Source organism: Stenotrophomonas sp. TWI587, from assembly GCF_039674145.1.
Classification (GTDB): Bacteria; Pseudomonadota; Gammaproteobacteria; order Xanthomonadales; family Xanthomonadaceae; genus Stenotrophomonas; species Stenotrophomonas maltophilia_AY.
Genome location: NZ_JBDJMW010000003.1, coordinates 323,748 through 345,416 on the forward strand (window position 1 = coordinate 323,748; position 21,669 = coordinate 345,416).

Here is a 21,669-nt window from a genome sequence, read left to right on the forward strand (position 1 = left end):
CGGCGATCATGGAGGCTCAACCGGTCAGCCAGGGAAAAACGATGCGCAGAGCGACCATCAAGGATGTCGCCGAACGGGCCAAGGTATCGCTGAAGACGGTCTCGCGGGTCATCAACAACGAGCCCTCGGTGATGCAGGCCACGCGCGCGCGTGTGCTGCGTGCGATCGCCGAGCTGGACTACGAGCCTGATCCGGCCGCGCGCAACCTGCGCACCGGCACCACGCTGGTGGTCGGGCTGGTCTACGACAACCCCAATCCGTACCACATCATCGGCGTGCAGAACGGCGTGCTTGCGGCGTGCCGCGAAACCGGCTTCGGGCTGCAGATCCATCCCTGCGATTCCAGTTCGCCGATGCTGGCCGAGGAACTGGCGGACTGGGTGCAGCGTTCGCGCCTGGCCGGGTTGGTGCTGACTGCGCCGATGTCCGAGCGCAAGGATCTGGTGGCCGCACTCACCGCACGCGGGATCAAGCTGGTGCGCATCATCGCCGCCACCGCCGATCCCGAGGATGGTGCCTGTGTGTTCGTCGACGACCGCGAGGCCGCCTATGAAATCACCGAGCATCTGATCCAGCTCGGGCACCAGCGCATCGGGTTCCTGTGGGGCGGTAGCTCGCACCGTTCCAGTGGCGAGCGCTACGCCGGCTATGAAGCGGCACTGCGCGATTACGGCATGACCATCGACAAGCACCTGGTGGTGCAGGGCGACTACACCTTCGATGACGGCTTCCGCGGCGCGCGCCGCCTGTTGGCGCTGCGCGAACCGCCCACGGCGATCTTTGGTTCCAACGATGAAATCGCTGCCGGTGTGCTGGCGGCGGCTAAGTCCACAGGCATGAACGTGCCTTACGACCTGTCCATTGCCGGTTTCGAGGACAGCCCGTTCTCGCGCCAGTCGTGGCCGCCGCTGACCACGGCCAAGCAGGCCACCGAAGACATTGCCCGGCATGCCGCGCGCCTGTTGATCGCGCAGCTGCGCAGCGATGCCTATGACGACGCGCCGCTGCAGCTGCAGAACCAGGGTTTCGTGCCGCAGCTGGTGGTGCGTGGCTCCACCGCGCCGATGCGCCCGCAGGGTGCACGGCTTCCCTCTCCTGAAACGACCTGAGTTCCCATGTCCCTGCCTGCTCCCCACGACACCCTGATGTACCGCGAAGCCGCGGAAGCCGCCGATGTGATCGCCGCGCAGTTTGCGCGCAACCAGGTGGCCGTGGAGACGCTGGCCGCCAGCCTGCGCGCGGCGCCGCCGCCGTTCGTGGTGACCTGCGCACGGGGCAGTTCCGATCATGCCGCCACCTACGCCAAGTACCTGCTGGAAACCCGGCTCGGGCTGGTCACCGCCTCGGCCTCGCCGTCGGTGGGCTCGGTCTACGAAGCACCGCTGAAGCTGCGCGGCGCGCTGTACATCGTGATCTCGCAGTCGGGCAAGAGCCCGGACCTGTTGCGCAACGCCGAGGCCGCACGTGCCGCTGGCGCGCGCGTGGTGGCGCTGGTCAATGTCGAGGATTCGCCGCTGGCGCAGTTGGCCGAGACGGTGATTCCGCTTGGCGCCGGCGCCGAGCGCAGCGTGGCGGCGACCAAGAGCTATCTCGCCTCGCTGTCGGCCATCCTGCAGCTGGTGGCGTATTGGACCCAGGATGTCGGGCTGATCGCCTCGCTGCGCGCGCTGCCCGATGCACTGCGCGAGGCCTGGAACAGCGACTGGTCGTCGCTGACCGATGACCTGGTGCCGGCCCACAACCTGTTCGTGCTTGGCCGCGGTCTTGGCCTGGCCGCGGCGCAGGAAGCGGCGCTGAAGTTCAAGGAAACCTGTGGCCTGCACGCCGAGGCCTACAGCTCGGCCGAGGTCAAGCACGGCCCGATGGCGCTTGTTGGCCCGGGCTTCCCGGTGCTGGCCTTTGCCCAGCCGGATGAAACCGGCGCCGGCACCCGTGCGGTGCTGGGCGAGTTCGCTGCGCGCGATGCGCAGGTGTGGCTGGCCGATGTCGGTGGTGACCTGCCGCTGCCGGTCGCGCCGCACCCGGCCTGCGCCCCGCTGCTGACCATCCAGAGCTTCTACCGCGCGATCAATGCGCTGGCGCTGCGCCGTGGCCACAACCCGGATCTGCCGCCGCATCTGAACAAGGTGACGGAAACCGTCTGATGAAAACTGTCCTGCGCAATGCCCGCATCCTGGCCGGTGACGACTTCCGCGACGACCTGGCGATCGTGATCGAAAGCGGCCGGATCACCGCGCTCATCTCCGATGCCGCGCCCATGCTCGGCCAGGCCGATGAGCAGGTGGATCTGGGCGGTGGCTGGCTGCTGCCCGGTTTCATCGATGCGCAGGTCAACGGTGGCGGTGGCGTGTTGTTCAACAACCACCCGGATGTCGCCACGCTGCGCACGCTGGCACAGGCGCACCGCCGCTTCGGCACCACCGGTCTGCTACCCACCCTGATCAGCGACGACGTGCAGGTGATGCGCGCGGCCATCGCCGCGACCCGCCAGGCCATCAGCGAGGGCGTGCCGGGCGTGCTCGGCATTCATCTGGAAGGGCCGTACATCGCCCCGGCGCGCAAGGGCACGCACGATCCGGCCAAGTTCCGCGTGCCGGACGCCGCCGAGATCGCCTTGGCCGCCTCGCTGGACAACGGCGTCACGCTGCTCACGCTGGCGCCCGAGCGGGTGCCGCTGGAGAGCATCCGCGCGCTGGTGGAGCGTGGCGTGGTGGTGGCGGCCGGGCACACCGCAGCCAGCTACGAGGAAGCGCGTGCGGGCCTGGAGGCCGGCATCCGTGGCTTCACCCATCTGTACAACGCGATGTCGCCGCTGACCGGTCGCGAGCCGGGTGCAGTGGGCGCTGCCCTGGAAGACCGCGACAGCTGGGTGGGTATCATCGCCGACGGCGTGCATGTGCACCCGGCCAGCCTGCGGGTGGCGCTGGCCGCCAAGCCGCGTGGCAAAGTCATGCTGGTCACCGATGCGATGCCGCCGGTGGGGGCGGATGATCCCAGTTATGAGCTCTATGGCGAGGTGATCACCGCGGTCGACGGCGTGGTGCGCAATGCTGCCGGCTCACTGGCCGGCTCAGCACTGGACATGGCCACTGCGGTACGCAACAGCGTGCAGCTGCTGGGCGTCCCGCTGGCCGAGGCGGCGCGCATGGCCTCGACCTATCCCGCGCAGTTCCTGAATCTGGATGACCGTTACGGACACATCGCCGAGGGCCATCATGCCGATCTGGTGCTGCTCGATGATGCCCTGCAGGTACGCAGCACCTGGATCGCCGGGCAGCGCGAAGACGTATGAGTGCCGCGCCGTCGGGGCGGATGGGATCGATTGACGCACTGCGCGGCCTGACCGTCGCGGCGATGCTGCTGGTCAACAATCCCGGTGACTGGAGCCATGTCTACGCGCCGCTGCTGCACGCGGACTGGCATGGCTTCACCCCGACCGACCTGATCTTCCCGCTGTTCCTGTTCATCGCAGGCGTCTCAATGGCCTTCAGCCTGGCCCCGCGCGCCACCGACCCGGCCATGCGTGCGGCGCTGGTGCGTGGGGTACTGCAACGCGCGCTGCGCATCCTGATCGCCGGTGCGCTGCTGCACCTGATGGCGTGGTGGCTGTTTGAATTACCCGCGTATCGCCTGTGGGGCGTACTGCAGCGGATCGCCCTGTGCGTGGCGGTGGTCGGTGTGCTGGCGGTCTACACGCAGGCGCGGACGCAATGGGGGGTGATCGTGGGATTGCTGGCGGCCTACGCCGCCATCCTCCTTTCTGCCCATTCGCTGGCGCCATGGGTCAATCCAGCCAGCCGCCTGGATACCGCGCTGTTCGCCCCATTTCTCTATAAATACTCAGCGCTGACCGGCCTGGGTCATGACCCGGAAGGCCTGCTGAGCAGCCTCGGCGCGGTTGCCACCACGCTGCTCGGCCTGCGCGCGGGTGCGTGGTTGCGTGCCGGTCAAACGGTCCACTTGGCCACGCTCGCGCTGGCCTGCCTGGCCGTCGGTGCACTGGCCACGCTGTGGCTGCCGCTCAACAAGCAACTCTGGACCCCCAGCTTCGTGCTCTGGACCGGTGGCCTGTCCGTGGTCGCGCTGGTGCTGGCGAACCTGTTGATCGACCGCTGGGGTATGCCCGCACTGGGCCGCCGCTTCGGGGTGAATGCAATCGCCGCTTACCTTGGGTCCTCGGCAATGGCGCTGGTCCTGGGCGCGACAGGCATCTGGGCTTGGGCGTTCCATGCACTGGAGCGTGTGGTACCGCAGGCACCGATGTTGGCCTCGCTGATGTGTGCTGTGGGCTTCGTCGCGCTCTGGTGGGGCGTTGTGTGGGCGCTGGATCGTCGGCGTGTCTATCTGAAGATCTGAGCGTCGCCGGGCCCGCACATGAATTTTACGTTCACATCACGGTTGAGCAGTAAAAGTACCTACGCCGGTCATCCGTAAAAGCACTGGGCCGTTGCTGTCCTCCTTCTGCTGAACAGGAAAGGTACATGCGCCAGACGCTCGTTTGGCCGGCACGACCGCTGCTGGCTGTCCAGATTTCGCACCTGCTGCAGGTCGGCCGACGAAGTGCGCTGGGCACTGTGTTGATTGCCGGGGCCTTCCCGGCCTGGGCGGGGTGTGACAACCCAGTGCCGACCACCGGCCAGACCGTGACCTGCTCCAACCAGCTGCCCAATCCAGACACGGTGCCGGTTACGGGGGCGGCGGGCAGCAGCAACATCACCATCAACGTCCTCGGCAATGCACAGCTCGCACCGACCAGCGGCACGGCGATCACGTTGCAGCCGGGCGGCGGCGGTCATCTGATCACCAACGACGGCAGCATCATCGCGCAAGCCGGGCGCGGCCTGCAGCTGGATGCCGCCTCGACGGTGATCAATCGCGGGGTGATCAGCGGCAGTACGGGCGGCATCGTGTTCGGTGTTGGCAATGACCGGCTGGACATGCTGGCCGGCAGCATCCGCGGTGGCGTCGCGCAGGGCGCCGGCAACGACACCTTGGTGGTACGCGGCGGTGTCATCGACAGCGTCGACCAGGGCGATGGTGTTGACGTGATGGAGATCAGTGGCGGCACCATCACCGGCGCGGTGCAGCAGGGCGGTGGCCAGGATGTGTTCGTGATGACCGGCGGCACTATCGGTGCGCTGCTTCAGGGTGATGGCACTGACCGTTTCCGCATGACCGGCGGGCAGATCATCGGCGGCTTCGACGATGGCGACTATGCCGAGATGACCGGTGGCCGCATCGGCCGGGTCAACATGAAGCTGGAGAACAACACCTTCGACATGTCCGGCGGCACGATCGACGGCAACCTTGTCACCGGCTTCGGCAACGACACGATCATCCTCTCCGAGGGCTACATCGGCGGCAACATCAGCGTCAGCGGTGGCGATGATGCGATCACCATCACCGGCGGCACGGTGCGCGGCGAGATCCGCGCCAGCACCGGCAACGATCGGCTGGACTGGTCCGGTGGCGGCGTGGTGTACGGCACGGTGGACATGGGCGAGGGCAACGACGTCACCACACTGAGCAACCTCAACAACAGCCACCTCGGCGCGATTCCGCTGTTCACCGGTGGGCTTGGCACCGATCTGCTCACGATGAACAACGTCAAGACCAGCGGTGTCTCGCGCCTCACCGGCTGGGAGCAGATCAACCTGCGCCAGGACAGCCAGCTGACCTTCGATGGCGATCTGGTGCTCTCCGACTTCACCACCACCGGCGGCACGCTGGACATCGACAGCACCAGTACCGTCTTCGCCGGCGGCTTCAACGCCACCGTGCGCACGTTCACCGCCGGGCAGCAGGTCAATGTCATCAATGCCGGACGCATCGACCTGAGCAATGGCAGCAATGGCCCGGGCGATGCATTCACCATTGCCGGCAACTATGTGGGCAACAACGGCGGGGTGTATCTGCAGTCAGTGTTGGCCGGTGACGGCGCGCCATCGGATCGGCTGGTGATCTCCAATGGCGTGGCCAGCGGCAGCACCGGCCTGGGTATCCTCAATGTCGGTGGCGGCGGTGCGGCGACGCTGGCTGATGGCATCCTGGTGGTGCAGTCGATCAACGGCGCGAGCACCGCGCCGAATGCATTTGCGTTGTACAACCCGATCGCGGCGGGAGCCTTCGAGTATTTCCTGTTCAAAGGCGGCGTCAGTGACGGCAGCAGCGAGAACTGGTACCTGCGTTCGACGCTGGTGGCGGGCGTCTCGCCGGCCCCATCGCCCGCACCACCGGGCGTACCGACAGTGACGCCGCCCCCGCCACCGCCGGAGAGCACCGGTACGCCCCCGCCCCCGCTGACCCCGCCGCCGTCACCGGATCTGCCCGAGAATCCGGACCCGCTGGCCCCGGAGCCCGCCCCACCGCCGCCACCGCCCGAACCAGCACCGGTCGCCCCACCACAGACCGATACCCCGCCGCCGGTGCCGACCACGCCGGCCGCCGTGCCGGGTCCGCTGGCAGTACCGCCGACACCCGGTGCTGTGCCGGCCGAAGGCGACATCGTTCCGTTGTACCGCGTGGAGGCGGCCACCTACGCGGCGGTGCCGCCGCTGCTGCGTGAGACCAGCCTGCTCAGCCTGGGCACCTTCCACGAGCGGCAGGGCGAGCAGAGGCTGCTGGCTGGGCAGGGCGGGTTCCGCGCGGCGTGGGCGCGGATGATTGGGCAGAGCCATGAGCAGCATTGGGAAGGCGATGCCAAGCCCAGCTTCGACGGTGACATCCAGGGCGTCCAGGCCGGTGTGGATCTGTTCGCCCATGCCGATGAACGCCATCGCGACCAGTTCGGCGTGTTCGTCGGGCGCACGCGCGCGCAGGGCAACGTCAACGGCTTTGCGATCGGCTGGGACAATGTGGCCGTGGGCCGCACGCGCCTGGACGACAAGCACGTCGGCCTGTACTGGACCCGCGTTGGCAGTGCCGGTGGCTACCTGGACGCCGTGGTCATGCAGAGCCGCTACGACGGCAATGCGTGGTCGGCGCGCGGCCTTGGGATTGATCTGCGCGGTGACGGCACTACCGCCTCACTGGAGATTGGCAAGCCGCTGCTGCAGCTCGGGCAGTCCGCTTGGTGGCTGGAGCCGCAGGCGCAGGTGATCTGGCAGCGCAGTGCGCTGGATGACAGCGCGGACCGCATCTCCACGATCAGCTACGACAACGACAACGCGTGGACTGGCCGTGTCGGCCTGCGTCTGGCAGCCGACTACAACCTCGCCGGCAATGGCTGGCAGCCGTACCTCAAAGTGAACTACTGGCAGACCTTCGATGGCGAGGATCGCATCACGTTCGGTACCAATGAGCTGACCAATCAGCAGGCCGCCCGCGCACTGGAAGTTGGCGTCGGTGTGGTCGCGCGCTTCAATGCCAATGTCAGTGCGTATGCGGTGGCGGACTACACGCGCGATCTGGAAAGCAGCGATCAGAAGGAGCGCAAGAGCATCGAGGGGAACATCGGCGTGCGCTTCGATTGGTGATGAAACGCCACGCAGGCATCGATCAGCGCGTACGCACCGCGCTGATCGCCTTCACCCGTTCCTTGGCCAGCGCCTCACCCACCGCCGGGCCCTTCAATCCGCTCAGATCCAGATCGCGCGCCTGCACCGCCAGCGCTGCCTGGTGCAGGCGTTTGAGCGTCTCACCCTGTGGGTAATCGCTGTCCTCGAAGCCCAGCCGGCCGCGCTTGTCGGCTTCACAACACAGCGCGATCTGCGCAATGCGCTCGGGACGGCGGAATCCATCGCAGCGGCCGAGCAGTTCCAGAACGGTCGCGTCGCGCAGTTCATCGATGCGGTGCACGTTGAGATGATCGCGGCAGACCGCTTCGGCCAGCTGGCGGTGATCGAGCGGTACCTTCAGGCGTTCGGCCAGCCCACGCAGCGGGGCGACGCCGCGCTGCTCATGCATGATGTGGCGCGGCCATTCGGCCGGCGGCGTCAGGCCTTTGCCAAGGTCGTGGGTCAGTGCGGCGAAGCCGATCAGGTCATCGCCCGGCGCCAGCTGCGCGGCCATGTCGCTCACCATTTCCTGGTGCACGCCGGTATCGACTTCCGGATGGAACTCCGCGCGCTGGGGTACGCCGTAGAGGGCCTCCAGCTCGGGCAGGATCGCGCCAAGGGCGTGGGCGTCATGCAGAGTGCGCAGGAACGCGGAGGGCCGCGCGGAGGTGAGGGCACGGCGCAGTTCCTGCCACACGCGCTCGGGCACCAGCGCGTCGAGCTCGCCACTGGCGGCGACCTCCCGCATCAGCGCCATCGTCTCGTCGGCCACGGTGAAGCCCAGCGGTGCGAAGCGCGCCATGAAGCGGGCCGCACGCAGCACCCGCAGCGGATCCTCGACGAAGGCCGGGCCGACATGGCGCAGCACGCGCTGCTCGATGTCGCGCACGCCGCCATACGGATCCACCCGTTCACCGGTGGCTTCATCGCAGGCGATCGCGTTGATGGTGAAATCGCGGCGCTGCAGGTCCTCTTCCAGCGTCACCGCGGGATCGGCATCGACCACGAAGCCGCGATAGCCGCGGCCGGATTTACGCTCGGTGCGGGCCAGCGCATATTCCTCACCGGTATCAGGATGGAGGAACACCGGGAAATCGCGGCCCACGGCCTTGTACCCCTGCGCTTCCATCTGCGCCTGGGTAGCGCCGACCACGACCCAGTCGCGGTCGCCGGGAGCATGCTGCAAGAGGCGGTCGCGCACGGCGCCGCCAACCAGATAGATTTTCATGTGCCCATGATGCCGCAGTGGACCAAGACCATGCCAACCGGTGCTGCCGGATTCTGCGGCGCCGGCTGGCATACCGGCGCCAGTCAATCCCCGCCCTTGTCGGCGTTGGCCGCGCAGGCGAAGGTCTTGCGCTTGACCTGCAGGCGCCCGTTCATGCGGTCGGTCACCGGCAGCGCGTCACCGTTCAAGCGCCAGTCGTAGATGACGCTGAAGGCCAGAATACGCGCGACGTACTCGCGGGTTTCCTTGTAGCTGATCGTTTCGATCCAGATGTCCGGATCGAAACCCGGGCGCTGCGACAGCCAGCGGGCGGTCGGGGTCGGGCCGGCGTTGTAGGCGGCGATGGTGACGTAGGGCAGGCCGTCGTACTTGTTCATCAGCTGGCGCAGGTACGCGGTGCCAATGGCGATGTTGGTATCGGCGTCGTACAGGCTGGCGGCGCCACCGTAGTTGGTCAGGCCGATCGATTTGGCCACGGCCGCGCCAGTGGCGGGCAGGACCTGCATCAGGCCCATCGCGTTGGCCGGCGAGCGCGCCTTCGGATTGAAGATGCTCTCGGCGCGGATTTCCGCAGCCACCCAGGCCGGGTCGATGGCGTTGCGTGCGGACTCACGGCGGATGCTGTCGTCGTGGTGCAGCGGGAAGCGCAGCGAGTACAGGCGCTGCTCGTCCGGGGACTTGCCGAGCGAGAACACCGCACGGTCGAACCAGCCGTTGTCGCGGGCGACTTCCACGGCAAGGCGACGCTGCGTGTTGTCGTAGCGGCTCAGGGCGTCGTTCCACTCGGCCACGGCCCAGCCCGCACGTTCGATCTTGAACAGTTCCATGGCGCGCACGATCGCCGGGTCGCGGGCGACCGCCGCCTGCGCCTGGGCGCTGTCATTGGGCTCCCACGGGCACAGCGTGTAGTTCTGGCCGAGCTGGTCGGCGGCCAGGAAACCATGGAAGGTGGCCGCGCGGGCGGCTTCACGGAAGACGGCCTGCGCTTCACTGCGTTTGCCGGTCTTGTCCAGCATGCGCGCTTCGAAATAGCGCCAGCGCGAGTCGGCGCGCTGGGTCGGGCCCATCTTGCGGATCGCGGTCAGTGCCGCCGACCAGTCGCCGCGCGACAACGCTTCGCGCGTGCGCCATTCGTGCAGGCGTTCGTCGTAGGCGGATTCGGGGACGGCATTGAGGCGACGGGCGGATTCCGGGCCATACGAGGCCACCGTCCACAGCGCGATCTGGTACAGCACCTGTGCACGCTGCGCGGCGCTCAACTGCAGGGCGTCGGCGTACTGCGGCAACTGCTGCTCGGTAGCGCCCGGATCGGCCTTGGCCAGCTTGGCCAGGCCATCGGTGGCGATGCGCCGGCTGCGCTCATTGCGCGGCCAGTTCAGTGCACTCGCATTGGGCTTGTCGACGAAGGCGGCATAGGTGTTGGCCAGCGCGAGATCGGTGGCGGGCAGACCGCGCGCGGCACTGCGCATCACCGCCGGCTGCTGCTCATCGGCTGCGGCGTCGATACGTGCCCAGCGTAGCTCGGCGCTCAGGCCACCCTTGGCCTCCAGTACCGCGAATACCGGGTCGCAGGCATCAGGCAACGATTTGCCGGTGCTGCGCCAGATCGCCTGCGCCTCGCTCACCCACTGCGCATCGGCCTTGCCGGTGGCCTGGCGCGCATTGAGCTGGGCGCAGCGCAGGCCGACGTTGGAGGTGTCGGTCCAGTTGGCCAGCAGCGTCGGCCAATCCTGGCGCCGCGCCACCGCAGGCAGCCACACATTGCGGAAGCTGGTGGCCACCGCCTGGCCGTTGTAGCGCTTCAGGAAATCCTGGGCCTGCGTATTGCTGACGGTGTCGATGTTGCGCCGCAGGTTCGCGAATTCGACCCAGCCGTACAGCGGGTGCCGGCTCAATGCGGCCGCCTGGGCCGGGTCGAACTGGCCGCGCTCGGCATTGTCGATGACGGCTTTGAGCTGCGCGCGCTGCGCATCCAGGTTCTGGGCATCGGCTACCGGGCTGACGCCGGTGCAGGCCAGCAGGACGGTCGCGCTGAAGAAATAGAAGGGAAGTCGAGTCATGCCGGAAAGCATAACGGCGCGGGGTGAAAGGGAGTGAGGGCAAGCCGACTCGAGGATGAACGGCGCCTGCGCCCGGCAGCGTCCGGAAATGCAGACCAGATCACAGACCGCAACGCGCGCCGAGGCTGGAATGGATGCGCGGCATCGTGCCGTACGGAGGACCCCATGCAGCTCAGGACCGTGTGGTTGTTCGGGACGTTGACGACCCTTGGGCTCGCGATGCCCCTGCCGGGCCAGGCCGATGGCCTTATCGAATGCAACAACTGTGCATCCCCGGAGCAGGTCGCGCTTGCCAGCGGCCCCGGGCTGACCGAAGCCGCGTTCCTGCGGAACGTGGCGGCGGTGATGGATGCTGAGCAGGCAGAGCGCGACGCCGAACGCCTCCGTCAACCGCCTCCTGAGAAAAAAGAGTGAGCCCGTGGCGAAAGCAGCGGCGGGTGGGGCACCGCATTTCAGCCGATCACGACGCGCAGCACGTCACGCAGATCCCGTTTTTTTCGATATCCCTGTGCAGCTCTTTCGCGCGGTCTCCCGTTGACGCCGTCCTGCCCGGTTGGCGGGATGTCTGACCGCCAGCGCCTTTAAAAACAAGGCGTTCGCTGCAGCGCACGGCCGATCCATGCAATCCACTCCGCTTGGTTTCGCCCAGTCGGCTTTGTCGATTCCGCGTGAAAGAGTGTCGCCCGTCACGTCGAACTGTTTACCGTTTGTTTACAAAGGAGACACTGCCGCCATGCAGGGGGGGCGCGGCAGCCCAGCCCGACATTCCTTTGGAGAGAGAGCGAATGAACAACCTGCATCACCGCCCGCTGGCGGTTGCCGTCTCGTTGTGCCTGCTGTTGGCTGCACCGGCGTTGGCCAGCGCACAGGACGCGCCCCGCAGTACGACCGATCTTGACCGGGTGGAAGTCACCGGCAGCCGCATCAAGCGGGCCGAGGTGGAAGGCCAGGTACCGATCCAGACCCTGACCCGCACCGAGATCGAACGCACGGGTCTTACCTCGATCGGCGATGTGCTGCAGCAGCTGACCGGCTCCGGTTCGGCGCTCAATGCGAAGTTCAATTCCTCGGGCAACTTCGGCTTCCCACCCGATGGCAGCGGTGTGGGCGCGGGCTCGGCGCAGGTCGATCTGCGTCATCTGGGCGCCAAGCGCGTGCTGGTCCTGGTCGACGGCATCCGTTGGGTCAACGAATCCTCCGCCTCCGGCGTGGGGGCGGCGACAGACTTGAACACCATCCCGCTGGCCATCGTCGAGCGCATCGAAGTGCTCGAAGATGGTGCTTCATCGCTGTATGGCTCCGACGCCATCGCCGGTGTGGTGAACATCATCACCCGCCGCGAATTCGACGGCGCGCAGGTGACGATGAACTACGGCGAGTACAGCAAGGGCGACGGCACCCAGAAGGGCGTGGACCTGGCCTGGGGCACCAGCGGCGACCGCTACAGCCTGTTCCTGAGCGCCAGCTGGACCAAGCAGGACCCGGTATATGCGCGCGATCGCGAGCAGTCGCGCTTTCCGATTCCGGGTACAGGGCTGGCCTTCGGCAGTGGCGGCATTCCGCAGGGGCGCTTCGCCTTCGTGGACCCCAACACCGGCGCCAGCCAGAACATCGTGCCCAACACCGGCGTGAGCAATCCGCGCTATGACGGCACTGCCGGTTGCAACCGCAGCGATGATTACCACTGCTTCACCTCGGCCGACCGCTTCAACTTCGCCGAGTACAACCTGGTGCTCACCCCGTCCGAGCGGAAGGGCATCTTCGGCCAGTTCCGCTTCGACCTCACCGATGACATCCAGTGGTACATCAAGGCACTGGGCAACCGCCGCGAGTCCACCAACCAGGCCGGCCCCGAGCCGTTGTTCTTCGGCCCGGACGGCGCCACCGGCAACCCGCTGGCGGACAACATCGTGGTCTCCGCGCTCAACCCCTACAACCCGTTCGGCTTCGATCTGGATTCCTCAAGCAACATGAGCCTGATCGGTCGCCGCCCGGTGGAAGGTGGCCCGCGTGTGTTCGAGCAGGAGGTCAACACCCAGTACTTCGCCACCGGGCTGGTCGGCCAGTTCCAGGCGGCGGACCGCAGCTGGTTCTGGGACCTCAACGGCATGTACAGCAAGAACAAGGCCGAGCAGACCAACTACGGCAGCTACGATATCTACAAGGTCAACATGGCGCTGGGCGATCCGGCCATCTGCGCGGCCACGCCCGGTTGCGTCCCGCTGAACATCTTCGGCGGGGTCGGCTCGATCACGCCGGACATGCTGCGCTGGATCCAGCCGGTGGTGCGAGACCGCAGCCAGAACGAGCTGAGCCTGTTCACCGCCAACCTGAGCAGCGAGTTGTTCACGCTCCCGGCCGGCCCGGTCTCGTTCGCCACCGGCTACGAGTACCGCAAGTACGAGGGCCGCTACGATCCGGATCCGCTGACCGTGATCGGTCACTACAACGGTGTGCCGTCACTGCCCACCTCCGGCTCCTACGACGTCAACGAGGCCTACCTCGAGCTGAGCGTGCCGATCTTTGCCAAGAGCGCGCTCGGCGAGAAGCTCGACCTGAGCCTGGCGGGGCGCTACTCGGACTACTCCACCTTCGGTGGGGAGTTCACGCCGAAGTACGGCCTGCGCTGGCAGGTGACCAATGACTTCGTGCTGCGCACCAGCTATGCCGAAGGCTTCCGCGCGCCGTCGATCGGCGAGCTGTACGGCTCGGCCGCGCGTGCCGACCTGCAGCTGTTCGATCCGTGCTCGGTCGGGTTGGGTGGTACGCCGCCGCGCGGCAGTGCCGCGAACTGCGCCGCGCTCGGCGTGCCCGGGGGGTTCCAGCAGGCCAACTCGCAGATATCGGTCACCACCGGTGGCAACGCGGAGCTGGATCCGGAGCGCTCGCGCAGCTTCAGCGCCGGCTTCGTGTGGAGCCCCTGGTTCGGCAACAACGCGTCCTGGTCGGAGCGCTTCGATGTGGAGGTGACGTTCTACCGCCACCACATCGAAGGCGCGATCCAGGCGATCAACGCGCAGACCCAGCTCGACCTGTGCGTGGACACGCTGGACCCGCTGTACTGCGGTGGCATCACGCGCGCCTCGACCGGTGCGGTCAGCAGCTTCAACAACCGGCTGACCAACCTGGGCTCGATCAAGACCGATGGCTGGGACGTGGATCTGTTCTGGACCCTGCCGCAGACGGAGGTCGGCCAGTTCAAGCTCGGTTGGCAGAACACCTTCGTCGGGCGCTATGAGGCACTGGGTGCGGCCGGCCAGCGGCAGCCGCAGGAGCCGGGCGTGGAAGTGGCCGACAGCTCGATCCCGGAGTGGACCAGCAATGCCACCCTGAGTTGGAATCTGGCCAACTGGAATGCCTCCTGGACGGTACGCCACATCTCCAAGCTCACCGAGGAGTGCGGCGACGTGGCGGCCTTCCCGATCTGCGGCAATCAGGCCGAAGGCACCAACGAACTGGCCGCGACCACCTTCCACGACATGCAGGTGGGCTACAAGTTCGACTGGATGAAGGGGCTGCAGCTCAGCGCCGGCCTGAACAACGTGTTCGACAAGGATCCGCCGATCTGCCTGTCCTGCTCGCTCAACGGCTATGACGCCTCAACCTACGACATCCCGCGCGGGCGCTACTGGTACCTGCGCGCGGACCTGCGGTTCTGATCGCGAGGTGATGCGGAGCTGACACACCGGGGCGTCGAGAGGGCGCCCCGGTGCGTTCCGGGCGGACAATCTGGTTGCACGGATCGGCCATAGCGGGTGTTTGGCCTGCCGGTGCTGTTTCCGTCAGGCATCATGGCGAGCCGGCCAGCGGCCGGCACTACGCCTCTTCGTGAACTGAATTGCCATGAACCTGCATACCTGGTGGATCTTCGCCGTCACCGTGTTCGTTCTGTGCGGCACGCCCGGCCCGAACATGCTGCACGTGATGACCCGCAGCGTGCGCGTCGGCTTCCGCCGCAGCATCGCCGCCATGGCCGGCTGCCTTACCGCGCTGGTGCTGGCCCTGGCGATCTCCGCCGCCGGGCTGGGCGCCGTGCTCAAGGCCTCGCCGCTGGTGTTCGATGTGCTGCGCTACGCCGGCGTGGCGTACCTGGTGTACCTGGGGATCAAAGCCTGGCGCGGCGGTGATGCGCCGATCGACGTCGGCAGCACCACGGCGCTGGTGCCCAGTTCACGGACCGTGCTGTTCCGCGATGGCTTCATCATCGGCATCAGCAACCCCAAGCTGCTGCTGTTCGCTTCGGCGTTCCTGCCGCAGTTCGTCGATCTCACCCAGCCGCAGCTGCCGCAGTTCGTGATCCTGGTGGGCACCTTCGCGGTGATGGAGATGTTCTGGTACGCGGTGTATGCCGCCGGCGGCCGCGGGCTGGCCGGCTATCTGGCCAAGCCAGGGCTGCGCAAGGTGTTCGACCGTGTGGTCGGCACGATCTTCATCGGGTTTGGGTTGGCGCTGCTGCGCGCGCGGCCCTGATCGGACATCAGGCGACAGCCCGGACAGCTGAGGCGTCAACGGCGCGCCAGCGGGCGGAATCAACGCAGAAAGCAGCGTTCATTTCGCGGCTTCGCTGCAGTCAGGCACATCCAGTCTATGGACTGCCAATCCCGCAAACACTGACGATAACGCAATGAAGAAGACACTCTCTGCCACGCTGCAGGCCGCAGCCCTGGAGCACGCCGCCTACGGTGCCATGGAGCTCTGGAATGGCGTGGCGATGCCGTGTGCGGTCATGACCGCGATCCTGCTGATGGCCGTAGGCCTCCATCTACGCACGCGGGCCGCGTGAGTGGGCGGGGCTGCGGCACGCCCTTGAACGTGTAGCAACGCACAGGGCCGGGAAATTCCCGGCCCTGTGTTTCTCGCTGTAGGGCTGTTTCGAACGTCAGAACGACCAGGTGAACGTCAGGCCGCCATTGCGGCCGTCACCGTACGCGCCGTAGCCATTGATCTGCGAGAAGTACGTCTTGTCCAGCAGATTGTTGAGGTTGGCCTGCACGCTGAACTCCGGCGAGATGCGGTAGCGCACGAACGCGCTGACCAGCGCATAGCCGCCCTGCTCGATACGGCCATAGGCCGGCACCGGGTAGTAGATGCCGTTCTGCCAGTTGGCACCGCCACCGACCGTCAGCGCGCTCAGCGACTGCGGGGTGTAGCTGGTGAACAGCTTGATGGTGGTCTGCGGCAGGTTGGTGTTGATGTCCGCGTCGTCGATGTCCTTGGCCACGTAGCGCGAGGCACCGAAGGTCGCGTTCCAGCCCGGGGCCAGTTCGCCGTTGAGCTCGAACTCGAAGCCACGGCTCACCGTGCCGCGCGCGGCGATGGACGCGAACTGGCCCGGACGACCGATGATCGGCTCATTGGTGATCTGCGCGACGTTGTCCTGCTCGATGCGGAACGCAGCGACGGAGGCGTTGAGTCGGTTGTCGAACCATGCGCCCTTGACGCCGATTTCGTAGCTCTTGCCATCCACCGGATCGAGGTAGTTGTCATTGCGGTCGCGCGCCGTCTGCGGCTGGAAGATCTCGGTGTAGCTGGCGTAGGTGGAATAGGTGTCGTTGATGTCGAACACCAGGCCGGCATACGGGGTGGTGACCTTGTGCGAACGGTCATCGCCTTCGCCTTCGCTCTTCCAGTCGGTGTAACGTGCGCCGAGAATCAGCTTGAGCGGATCGGCCAGCGACAGGCGGGTGGCGACGTAGCCGGCCTTCTGGGTGATCGTGCCTTCGCTCGCGAGCGTCAGCGGGTTCCAGACAGGCTCGGGGAAGTCCCCCGTCCATCCCAGGTAGCTGTCCAGTGGCTGCCAACGAGGATTGTCCACCGTGCCTTGGTAGTCACCGTAATTGGCGAAATCGCGCTTGTTGTAGCTCAGCCCGGCCATGAACTGATGTTCCCGCCCGAACAGCTGGAACGGTCCTTCCACATAGCCATCTACGGCATTGACCTTGCGCTGTGTATTGTAGAAGCCGGCCGACCCCACTACGCCTGCGCCGGTGGTTTTGTCGAAGTTGGAAGCGCCGGTCACCCAGTCGTTGTAGGCCGGATAGAACAGCTTGTCATCGGCACTGGTCTTGTCATGGGAGGCGCCAACCTTGACCTTCCAGTCGTTGGCGAACGCATGTTCCAACGTGGCGAACAGGCGCTTGCTGGTCGTATCCCAGTAAGTCCAGCCCGGATTGGCATTGAACGACTCGTCGTAACCGGTGGAGGTGCCATCGGAGAACAGCATCGGGAAGCCACCCCAGGTCGCGCCATTGGCCCGCTTCTGCTGGTAGTCGTAGCCCACGCTCAGCTGGGTGTCCGGGGTCAGGTCGGCATCGATCACCGCATAGCCCAGCGTCTTGTGCTGATCGTAGCGGTCCATCTGCGATTCGGTATCCAGGTAGCTGCCGATCACGCGTGCACGCACCGAGCCGCTGGCGTTCAGCGGAGTGGTCACATCCACGGTGCTGCGGGTACGGCCCCAGCTGCCCACGTTGACCGACACGCTGCCGGTCAGCTCGGCGCTGTCGGCATGCTTGCGGATCAGGTTCACCGACGCGGACGGGTTGCCCGCGCCGCTCAGCAGGCCGGTGGCGCCACGCACCACTTCCACGCGGTCATACAGGGCCAGGTCCAGGCCGGAATCGCCGTAGCTCCAGTTCTGCACCATCTGGGTGGGCAAGCCGTCGAACTGGTAGCTGTCGATGTAGAAGCCGCGCGCGTAGAACTCGGTGCGCTCGGTATCGGACTGGGTGCTGCTCACGCCGGTGGTGTTGGCCAGCACGTCGATGATGTCATCGAGGTTCTGATCTTCGATGCGCTGATGGCTGATGATGCTGACCGACTGCGGGATCTCGCGCGGGGCCAGATCGAAGCGGGTGCCGGCCGAGGTCCTGCGGACCGAATAGCCTTCGGCGCGCTCGCCCTTGACCACGATCTTGTCCAGCGTGGTGGCATCAGCGGCAGCGTCCTGCGCGAATGCAGGCGCAATGGCGAGGCTGCACAGGGCCAGCATCAAGGCCTGCGGCAGCGGGCGACGGGGCATCGACGGGCGGGACAGCACGTGGGCGGAGCGGGTCATCGGCGTTTCCAGAAAGGCGGCAACGCGCATGGCCGGCGTCCTGGGTGGCCTGCGGCGGAGCGGGGTGGGGGCAGGCAGCGGCTGGCGCGGGCGGTGACCCGGCGCGGGCTCGATAACTGTTCACGGCTACGCATCCCTTGCGCGACCCGGATCACACTATGGTAATGGCAATGATTCGCATCATCAACCGCATCCGATCTCAGGGTCGATGCGGAAGACAGGCCACGCGGGACTCCTGCGTATTCATTTTGCTGAAGCGCGACCGTGCTGGCTCGCACTACTGTCGCCACCCTCCAAGCGACACCCGCGCGCAGGCTTAACACCCCCACGCCTAACGTGAGCAGGCGCTATCCATCCGCTGCAGCAGGAGACGCCCATGGTCAGCAAGAACACGATCTGCCTCTGGTTCGACGGTACCGCGCTGGACGCCGCCACCTTCTACGCCGCCACCTTCCCCGACAGCGCCGTGCACGCGGTGCACCACGCGCCGAGCGATTTTCCCTCCGGCAAGCAGGGCGATGTGCTCACCGTCGATTTCACCGTTGCCGGCATTCCCTGCATCGGGCTCAACGGCGGCCCGGCGTTCAAACACAGCGAAGCGTTCTCCTTCCAGATCGCCACTGATGATCAGGCCGAAACGGACCGCTTGTGGAATGCCATCGTCGGCAATGGAGGCGAGGAAAGTGCCTGCGGCTGGTGCCGCGACAAATGGGGCCTGTCCTGGCAGATCACGCCACGGGTGCTGACCGATGCGGTGACGAGCAAGGATCCCGCCGTGGCCCGGCGTGCGTTCGAGGCGATGATGACCATGCGCAGGATCGACGTGGCGGCCATCGAGGCGGCGGTAAAGGGCTGAGGCCGCACCGTCGCAGCGTAGCGCACAGCAAGAACGATCAAATGCCGCCCCGCGCGCTGGGTTACGCTGCGGACCCGTTCAACGGCATGGATCTGGCGGTATGGGTGCGGCACGCAGGGCCTTGTGGTACATCGAAAGCCACTTCGCTGAAAACCCGTCGCTGGCCGATATCGCCCGCGTGGTCGGGCTGTCACCGTTCCACCTCTCGCGCTTGTTCCAGGTCAGCACCGGCACCTCGGTGGTGCGCTATCAGCGTGGCCGCCGACTGACCGAAGCTGCCCGTCAACTGGCCGCCGGTGCCGGTGACATCCTGAGTGTGGCGATGGCGGCGGGCTACGCCTCGCACGCGGCCTTTACCCGCGCATTTTCCGACCAGTTCGGGCGCTCGCCCGAGCAGGTGCGCGAACAGGGGCTGGCCGGCATGGCGCTGGTCGAGGCACTGAAACTGATCGATACCTCGACCCCCTGCGCGATCGAACCCCGGCGCGAGTACCGCGGCGCCCTGCGCGTGGCCGGGATCGGTTCACGCCATACCGCCGCGACCGTCGCATCGATTCCTTCGCAATGGCAGCGCCTTGACGAAGCGTATGGCCTGGGCGCTGAGATCGCCTACGGCGTGTGCGGCAACAACGATGCCGAAGGTGGCTTCGACTACATCGCCGGCGTGGAGATCCGTGCCGGCGCGTCCGTGCCCGCCGGTTGGCAGGCGATCTCGATCGCGCCCCGCGAGTACCTGGTGGCCTGGCATGCCGGGCACATCTCCGCGATCCGCTCCACCTGGTTCTGGTTGTTGAATGACTATCTGCCGGCGTCCGGCCTGACCCTGGCCGACGCACCGGACCTGGAGCGCTACGACGCGCGCTTCGATGACCGCAGCGGCCACGGCGGGGTGGAGATCTGGCTGCCGCTGGCCGACACGTTGCACCTCAAGGAGATTGACCCATGCGAATGACCGCCCGTTGTTGTACCGCGCTGCTGGCGCTCTGCCTGCCCCTGTTTGCCGTTGGGGCCGTGCCGCCCGTGGGAGAGCGACAGGGCGTGGCACACACGCCCAGTGCGGCCGTGCGTGATGCCGACCACCGCGACAGCGTGCGCTACACCGTGTGGTACCCGGCGCACCCCGAGGCACAGGAAACCGCGCTGACGATCGGTCCGCCGGGCGCGCCCCTGTTCGAGGTGGGCACGGCTGCCGCGGATGCCGCCATCGCCGAAGGTCGCTGGCCGGTCCTGCTGCTCTCGCACGGCAACGGTGGCAGCGCCCGGATGATGGGCTGGTTCGGCACCGCGATGGCGCGGGCAGGCTACGTGGTGATCGCGGTGGACCATCCCGGCAACAACGGTGTGGACCCCATGACCGAGGCTGGCAGCATACTGATGTGGAACCGCGTGGATGATCTTGCTGCCGCGCTGGCGGCCGTGCAGGCGGATCCCGCGCTTGCTGCGCAGATCGATACCCAGCGGTTGGGCATTGCGGGATATTCGGCTGGCGGGTTCACCGCGTTGGTCGCCGCAGGGGCACGCCCGGAGGTGCAGCGCCTGCTGGCGTTCTGTCGCACGCACCCCGATGACGGCGTCTGCGCGCCGCAGGCAGAGACTCCGTCACTGACCCTGGCGCGGCGGTTGACCGCCGCAGGGACGCCGGAACTGGCGCCGTGGGTTGCCCAGGCCGGTGACGATCGCGCCATTGCCGGCGTGGGCGCCGTGTTCCTCATCGCGCCGGCGATGGTGCAGGCCTTCGCGCCGGGAGATCTGGCGAAGGTAAGGCAGCCGGTGTCGATCATCGTCGGTGCGGCCGATACGGTGGCCTCGCCGGCCACCAACAGCGACATCGCCGCCACGGCACTGCCGAAGGCGACGCTGACCACCCTGCCAGCCGTCGGGCACTACGACTTTCTGTCCAGCTGCACCGCCCTGGGCCAGACGCGCGTCGGCGCACTCTGCCAGGTGGCGGCCGACAAGCAGGCCACGCACGGGGCCGCGATCTCGGAAGCGACGGCGTTGTTCGATGCTGCGCTGTCGGCCACACGCTGAGTCAGAGCAGAAAAGCAGCGGTATTGCCGCGCCTTCGGCCCTATCCTGTGCGGATGTCGACCTCCCGCCTTTCTACGCTTTTTCCTGCTCTGGCCGTCCTGGGCTCGGTCACCTCGCTGGCCGTGGGCACCTCGTATGCCAAACAGCTGTTCCCGCTGATTGGCGCGCAGGGTACCAGCGCACTGCGCGTGGGCTTCTCGGCGCTGGTGCTGCTGATGGTGTTCCGGCCGTGGCGCTGGACCACCTCCCGCGCGGATGCCGGGGCGATCATCCGCTATGGCATCACGCTCGGGGTGATGAACCTGCTGTTCTACATGGCGCTGCGCACGATCCCGTTCGGCATCGCGGTGGCCATCGAATTCTGCGGACCTCTGGCGGTGGCGATGTGGTCCTCGCGGCGGCCGGTCGACTTTGTGTGGGTGGGCTGCGCGCTTGTCGGGTTGTTGCTGCTGCTGCCGCTCGGCCACGGCGAGCCACTGGATCCGGTCGGGGTGATGTTCGCCCTGGGCGCGGCGGTCTGCTGGGCGATGTACATCATCTTCGGCAAGCGCACCGGCCATCTGCCGGCCGGGCATACGGTATCGCTGGGGCTGTGCGCGGCGGCCCTGGTGGTGGTGCCGGTGGGCGTGGCGCATGCCGGCATGGCCTTGCTGGACCCGAAGATCCTGCTGTTCGGCCTGGGCGTGGCGATCGTCTCCAGCGCGATTCCGATGTCGCTGGAGATGATGGCGCTCAAGCGGCTGCCGAAGGAGACCTTCGGCATCCTGATCAGCATGGAGCCGGCGGTCGCGGCGCTGCTGGCGATGGGCCTGCTGGCCGAGCACCTGACCCCGCTGCAGTGGGCGGCGATCGGCTGCACCGTGGTGGCCTCGGTAGGCAGTACGCTGACCGCGAAACGGGCGGTAGTGCCGTTGCCGGGTGCGCCAGCGTAATCACGCAGG

At 66.9% G+C, this 21,669-nt stretch carries 16 protein-coding genes; 13 read left to right on the forward strand and 3 right to left on the reverse strand.

What is annotated here, in order from left to right; genetic code table 11:
- The first annotated feature begins 41 nt into the window (after nt 1-41).
- The 5 genes from ABE464_RS07125 to ABE464_RS07145 all read left to right on the forward strand — a co-directional run bounded on the left by ABE464_RS07125 (nt 42) and on the right by ABE464_RS07145 (nt 7,475).
- Complete coding sequence (locus ABE464_RS07125; RefSeq protein WP_346471360.1) at nt 42-1,109, forward strand: LacI family DNA-binding transcriptional regulator; 1,068 nt, start codon at nt 42-44, stop codon at nt 1,107-1,109.
- Nucleotides 1,110-1,115: 6 nt separating this feature from the next.
- Nucleotides 1,116-2,144, forward strand: a complete 1,029-nt coding sequence (locus ABE464_RS07130) for an SIS domain-containing protein (RefSeq protein WP_346471361.1) — start codon at nt 1,116-1,118, stop codon at nt 2,142-2,144.
- Nucleotides 2,144-3,292 (forward strand): N-acetylglucosamine-6-phosphate deacetylase, encoded by a 1,149-nt coding sequence (nagA, locus tag ABE464_RS07135; RefSeq protein WP_346471362.1) that lies wholly within the window; start codon nt 2,144-2,146, stop codon nt 3,290-3,292. The genes ABE464_RS07130 and nagA overlap by 1 nt, the downstream gene beginning before the upstream one ends.
- On the forward strand, nt 3,289-4,356 hold the full coding sequence (locus ABE464_RS07140) for a heparan-alpha-glucosaminide N-acetyltransferase domain-containing protein (protein WP_346471363.1): 1,068 nt from the start codon (nt 3,289-3,291) through the stop codon (nt 4,354-4,356). Before nagA ends, ABE464_RS07140 begins: the two co-directional genes overlap by 4 nt.
- Before the next feature lie 125 nt (nt 4,357-4,481).
- Nucleotides 4,482-7,475, forward strand: coding sequence for an autotransporter outer membrane beta-barrel domain-containing protein (locus ABE464_RS07145; RefSeq protein ID WP_346471364.1), 2,994 nt, complete (start codon nt 4,482-4,484; stop codon nt 7,473-7,475).
- 22 nt (nt 7,476-7,497) lie between these two features.
- Here the strand turns inward: ABE464_RS07145 and ABE464_RS07150 are convergent, their stop codons facing one another.
- Nucleotides 7,498-8,724, reverse strand: coding sequence for a multifunctional CCA addition/repair protein (locus ABE464_RS07150; RefSeq protein ID WP_346471365.1), 1,227 nt, complete (start codon nt 8,722-8,724; stop codon nt 7,498-7,500).
- 83 nt (nt 8,725-8,807) lie between these two features.
- A complete protein-coding gene (locus tag ABE464_RS07155) occupies nt 8,808-10,784 on the reverse strand; it encodes a transglycosylase SLT domain-containing protein (RefSeq protein ID WP_346471366.1) in 1,977 nt (658 codons plus the stop codon).
- 165 nt (nt 10,785-10,949) lie between these two features.
- Between ABE464_RS07155 and ABE464_RS07160 the strand changes: the two genes are divergently transcribed.
- The 4 genes from ABE464_RS07160 (at nt 10,950) to ABE464_RS07175 (ending at nt 15,567) form a co-directional block, all read left to right on the forward strand.
- A complete protein-coding gene (locus ABE464_RS07160; RefSeq protein WP_346471367.1) occupies nt 10,950-11,198 on the forward strand; it encodes a hypothetical protein in 249 nt (82 codons plus the stop codon).
- A 371-nt stretch (nt 11,199-11,569) separates the two neighbouring features.
- Entirely contained in the window at nt 11,570-14,443 is a 2,874-nt protein-coding gene (locus ABE464_RS07165; protein ID WP_346471368.1) for a TonB-dependent receptor, read from the forward strand.
- 184 nt (nt 14,444-14,627) lie between these two features.
- The gene (locus tag ABE464_RS07170) at nt 14,628-15,254 is read left to right on the forward strand and encodes a LysE family translocator (RefSeq protein WP_346471369.1); all 627 of its coding nucleotides are present in this window, start codon (nt 14,628-14,630) and stop codon (nt 15,252-15,254) included.
- 154 nt (nt 15,255-15,408) lie between these two features.
- On the forward strand, nt 15,409-15,567 hold the full coding sequence (locus ABE464_RS07175; RefSeq protein WP_346471370.1) for a hypothetical protein: 159 nt from the start codon (nt 15,409-15,411) through the stop codon (nt 15,565-15,567).
- 96 nt (nt 15,568-15,663) lie between these two features.
- On the opposite strand, the gene fhuE is transcribed toward ABE464_RS07175, so the two are convergent.
- On the reverse strand, nt 15,664-17,841 hold the full coding sequence (fhuE, locus tag ABE464_RS07180) for a ferric-rhodotorulic acid/ferric-coprogen receptor FhuE (protein ID WP_346471371.1): 2,178 nt from the start codon (nt 17,839-17,841) through the stop codon (nt 15,664-15,666).
- A gap of 376 nt (nt 17,842-18,217) precedes the next feature.
- Between fhuE and ABE464_RS07185 the strand changes: the two genes are divergently transcribed.
- The 4 genes from ABE464_RS07185 to ABE464_RS07200 all read left to right on the forward strand — a co-directional run bounded on the left by ABE464_RS07185 (nt 18,218) and on the right by ABE464_RS07200 (nt 21,660).
- The gene (locus ABE464_RS07185; RefSeq protein ID WP_346471372.1) at nt 18,218-18,697 is read left to right on the forward strand and encodes a VOC family protein; all 480 of its coding nucleotides are present in this window, start codon (nt 18,218-18,220) and stop codon (nt 18,695-18,697) included.
- 100 nt (nt 18,698-18,797) lie between these two features.
- The gene (locus ABE464_RS07190; protein ID WP_346471373.1) at nt 18,798-19,649 is read left to right on the forward strand and encodes an AraC family transcriptional regulator; all 852 of its coding nucleotides are present in this window, start codon (nt 18,798-18,800) and stop codon (nt 19,647-19,649) included.
- Nucleotides 19,640-20,728, forward strand: coding sequence for an alpha/beta fold hydrolase (locus ABE464_RS07195; protein WP_346471374.1), 1,089 nt, complete (start codon nt 19,640-19,642; stop codon nt 20,726-20,728). Before ABE464_RS07190 ends, ABE464_RS07195 begins: the two co-directional genes overlap by 10 nt.
- A gap of 53 nt (nt 20,729-20,781) precedes the next feature.
- The gene (locus tag ABE464_RS07200) at nt 20,782-21,660 is read left to right on the forward strand and encodes an EamA family transporter (RefSeq protein WP_346471375.1); all 879 of its coding nucleotides are present in this window, start codon (nt 20,782-20,784) and stop codon (nt 21,658-21,660) included.
- Nucleotides 21,661-21,669: the final 9 nt, after the last annotated feature.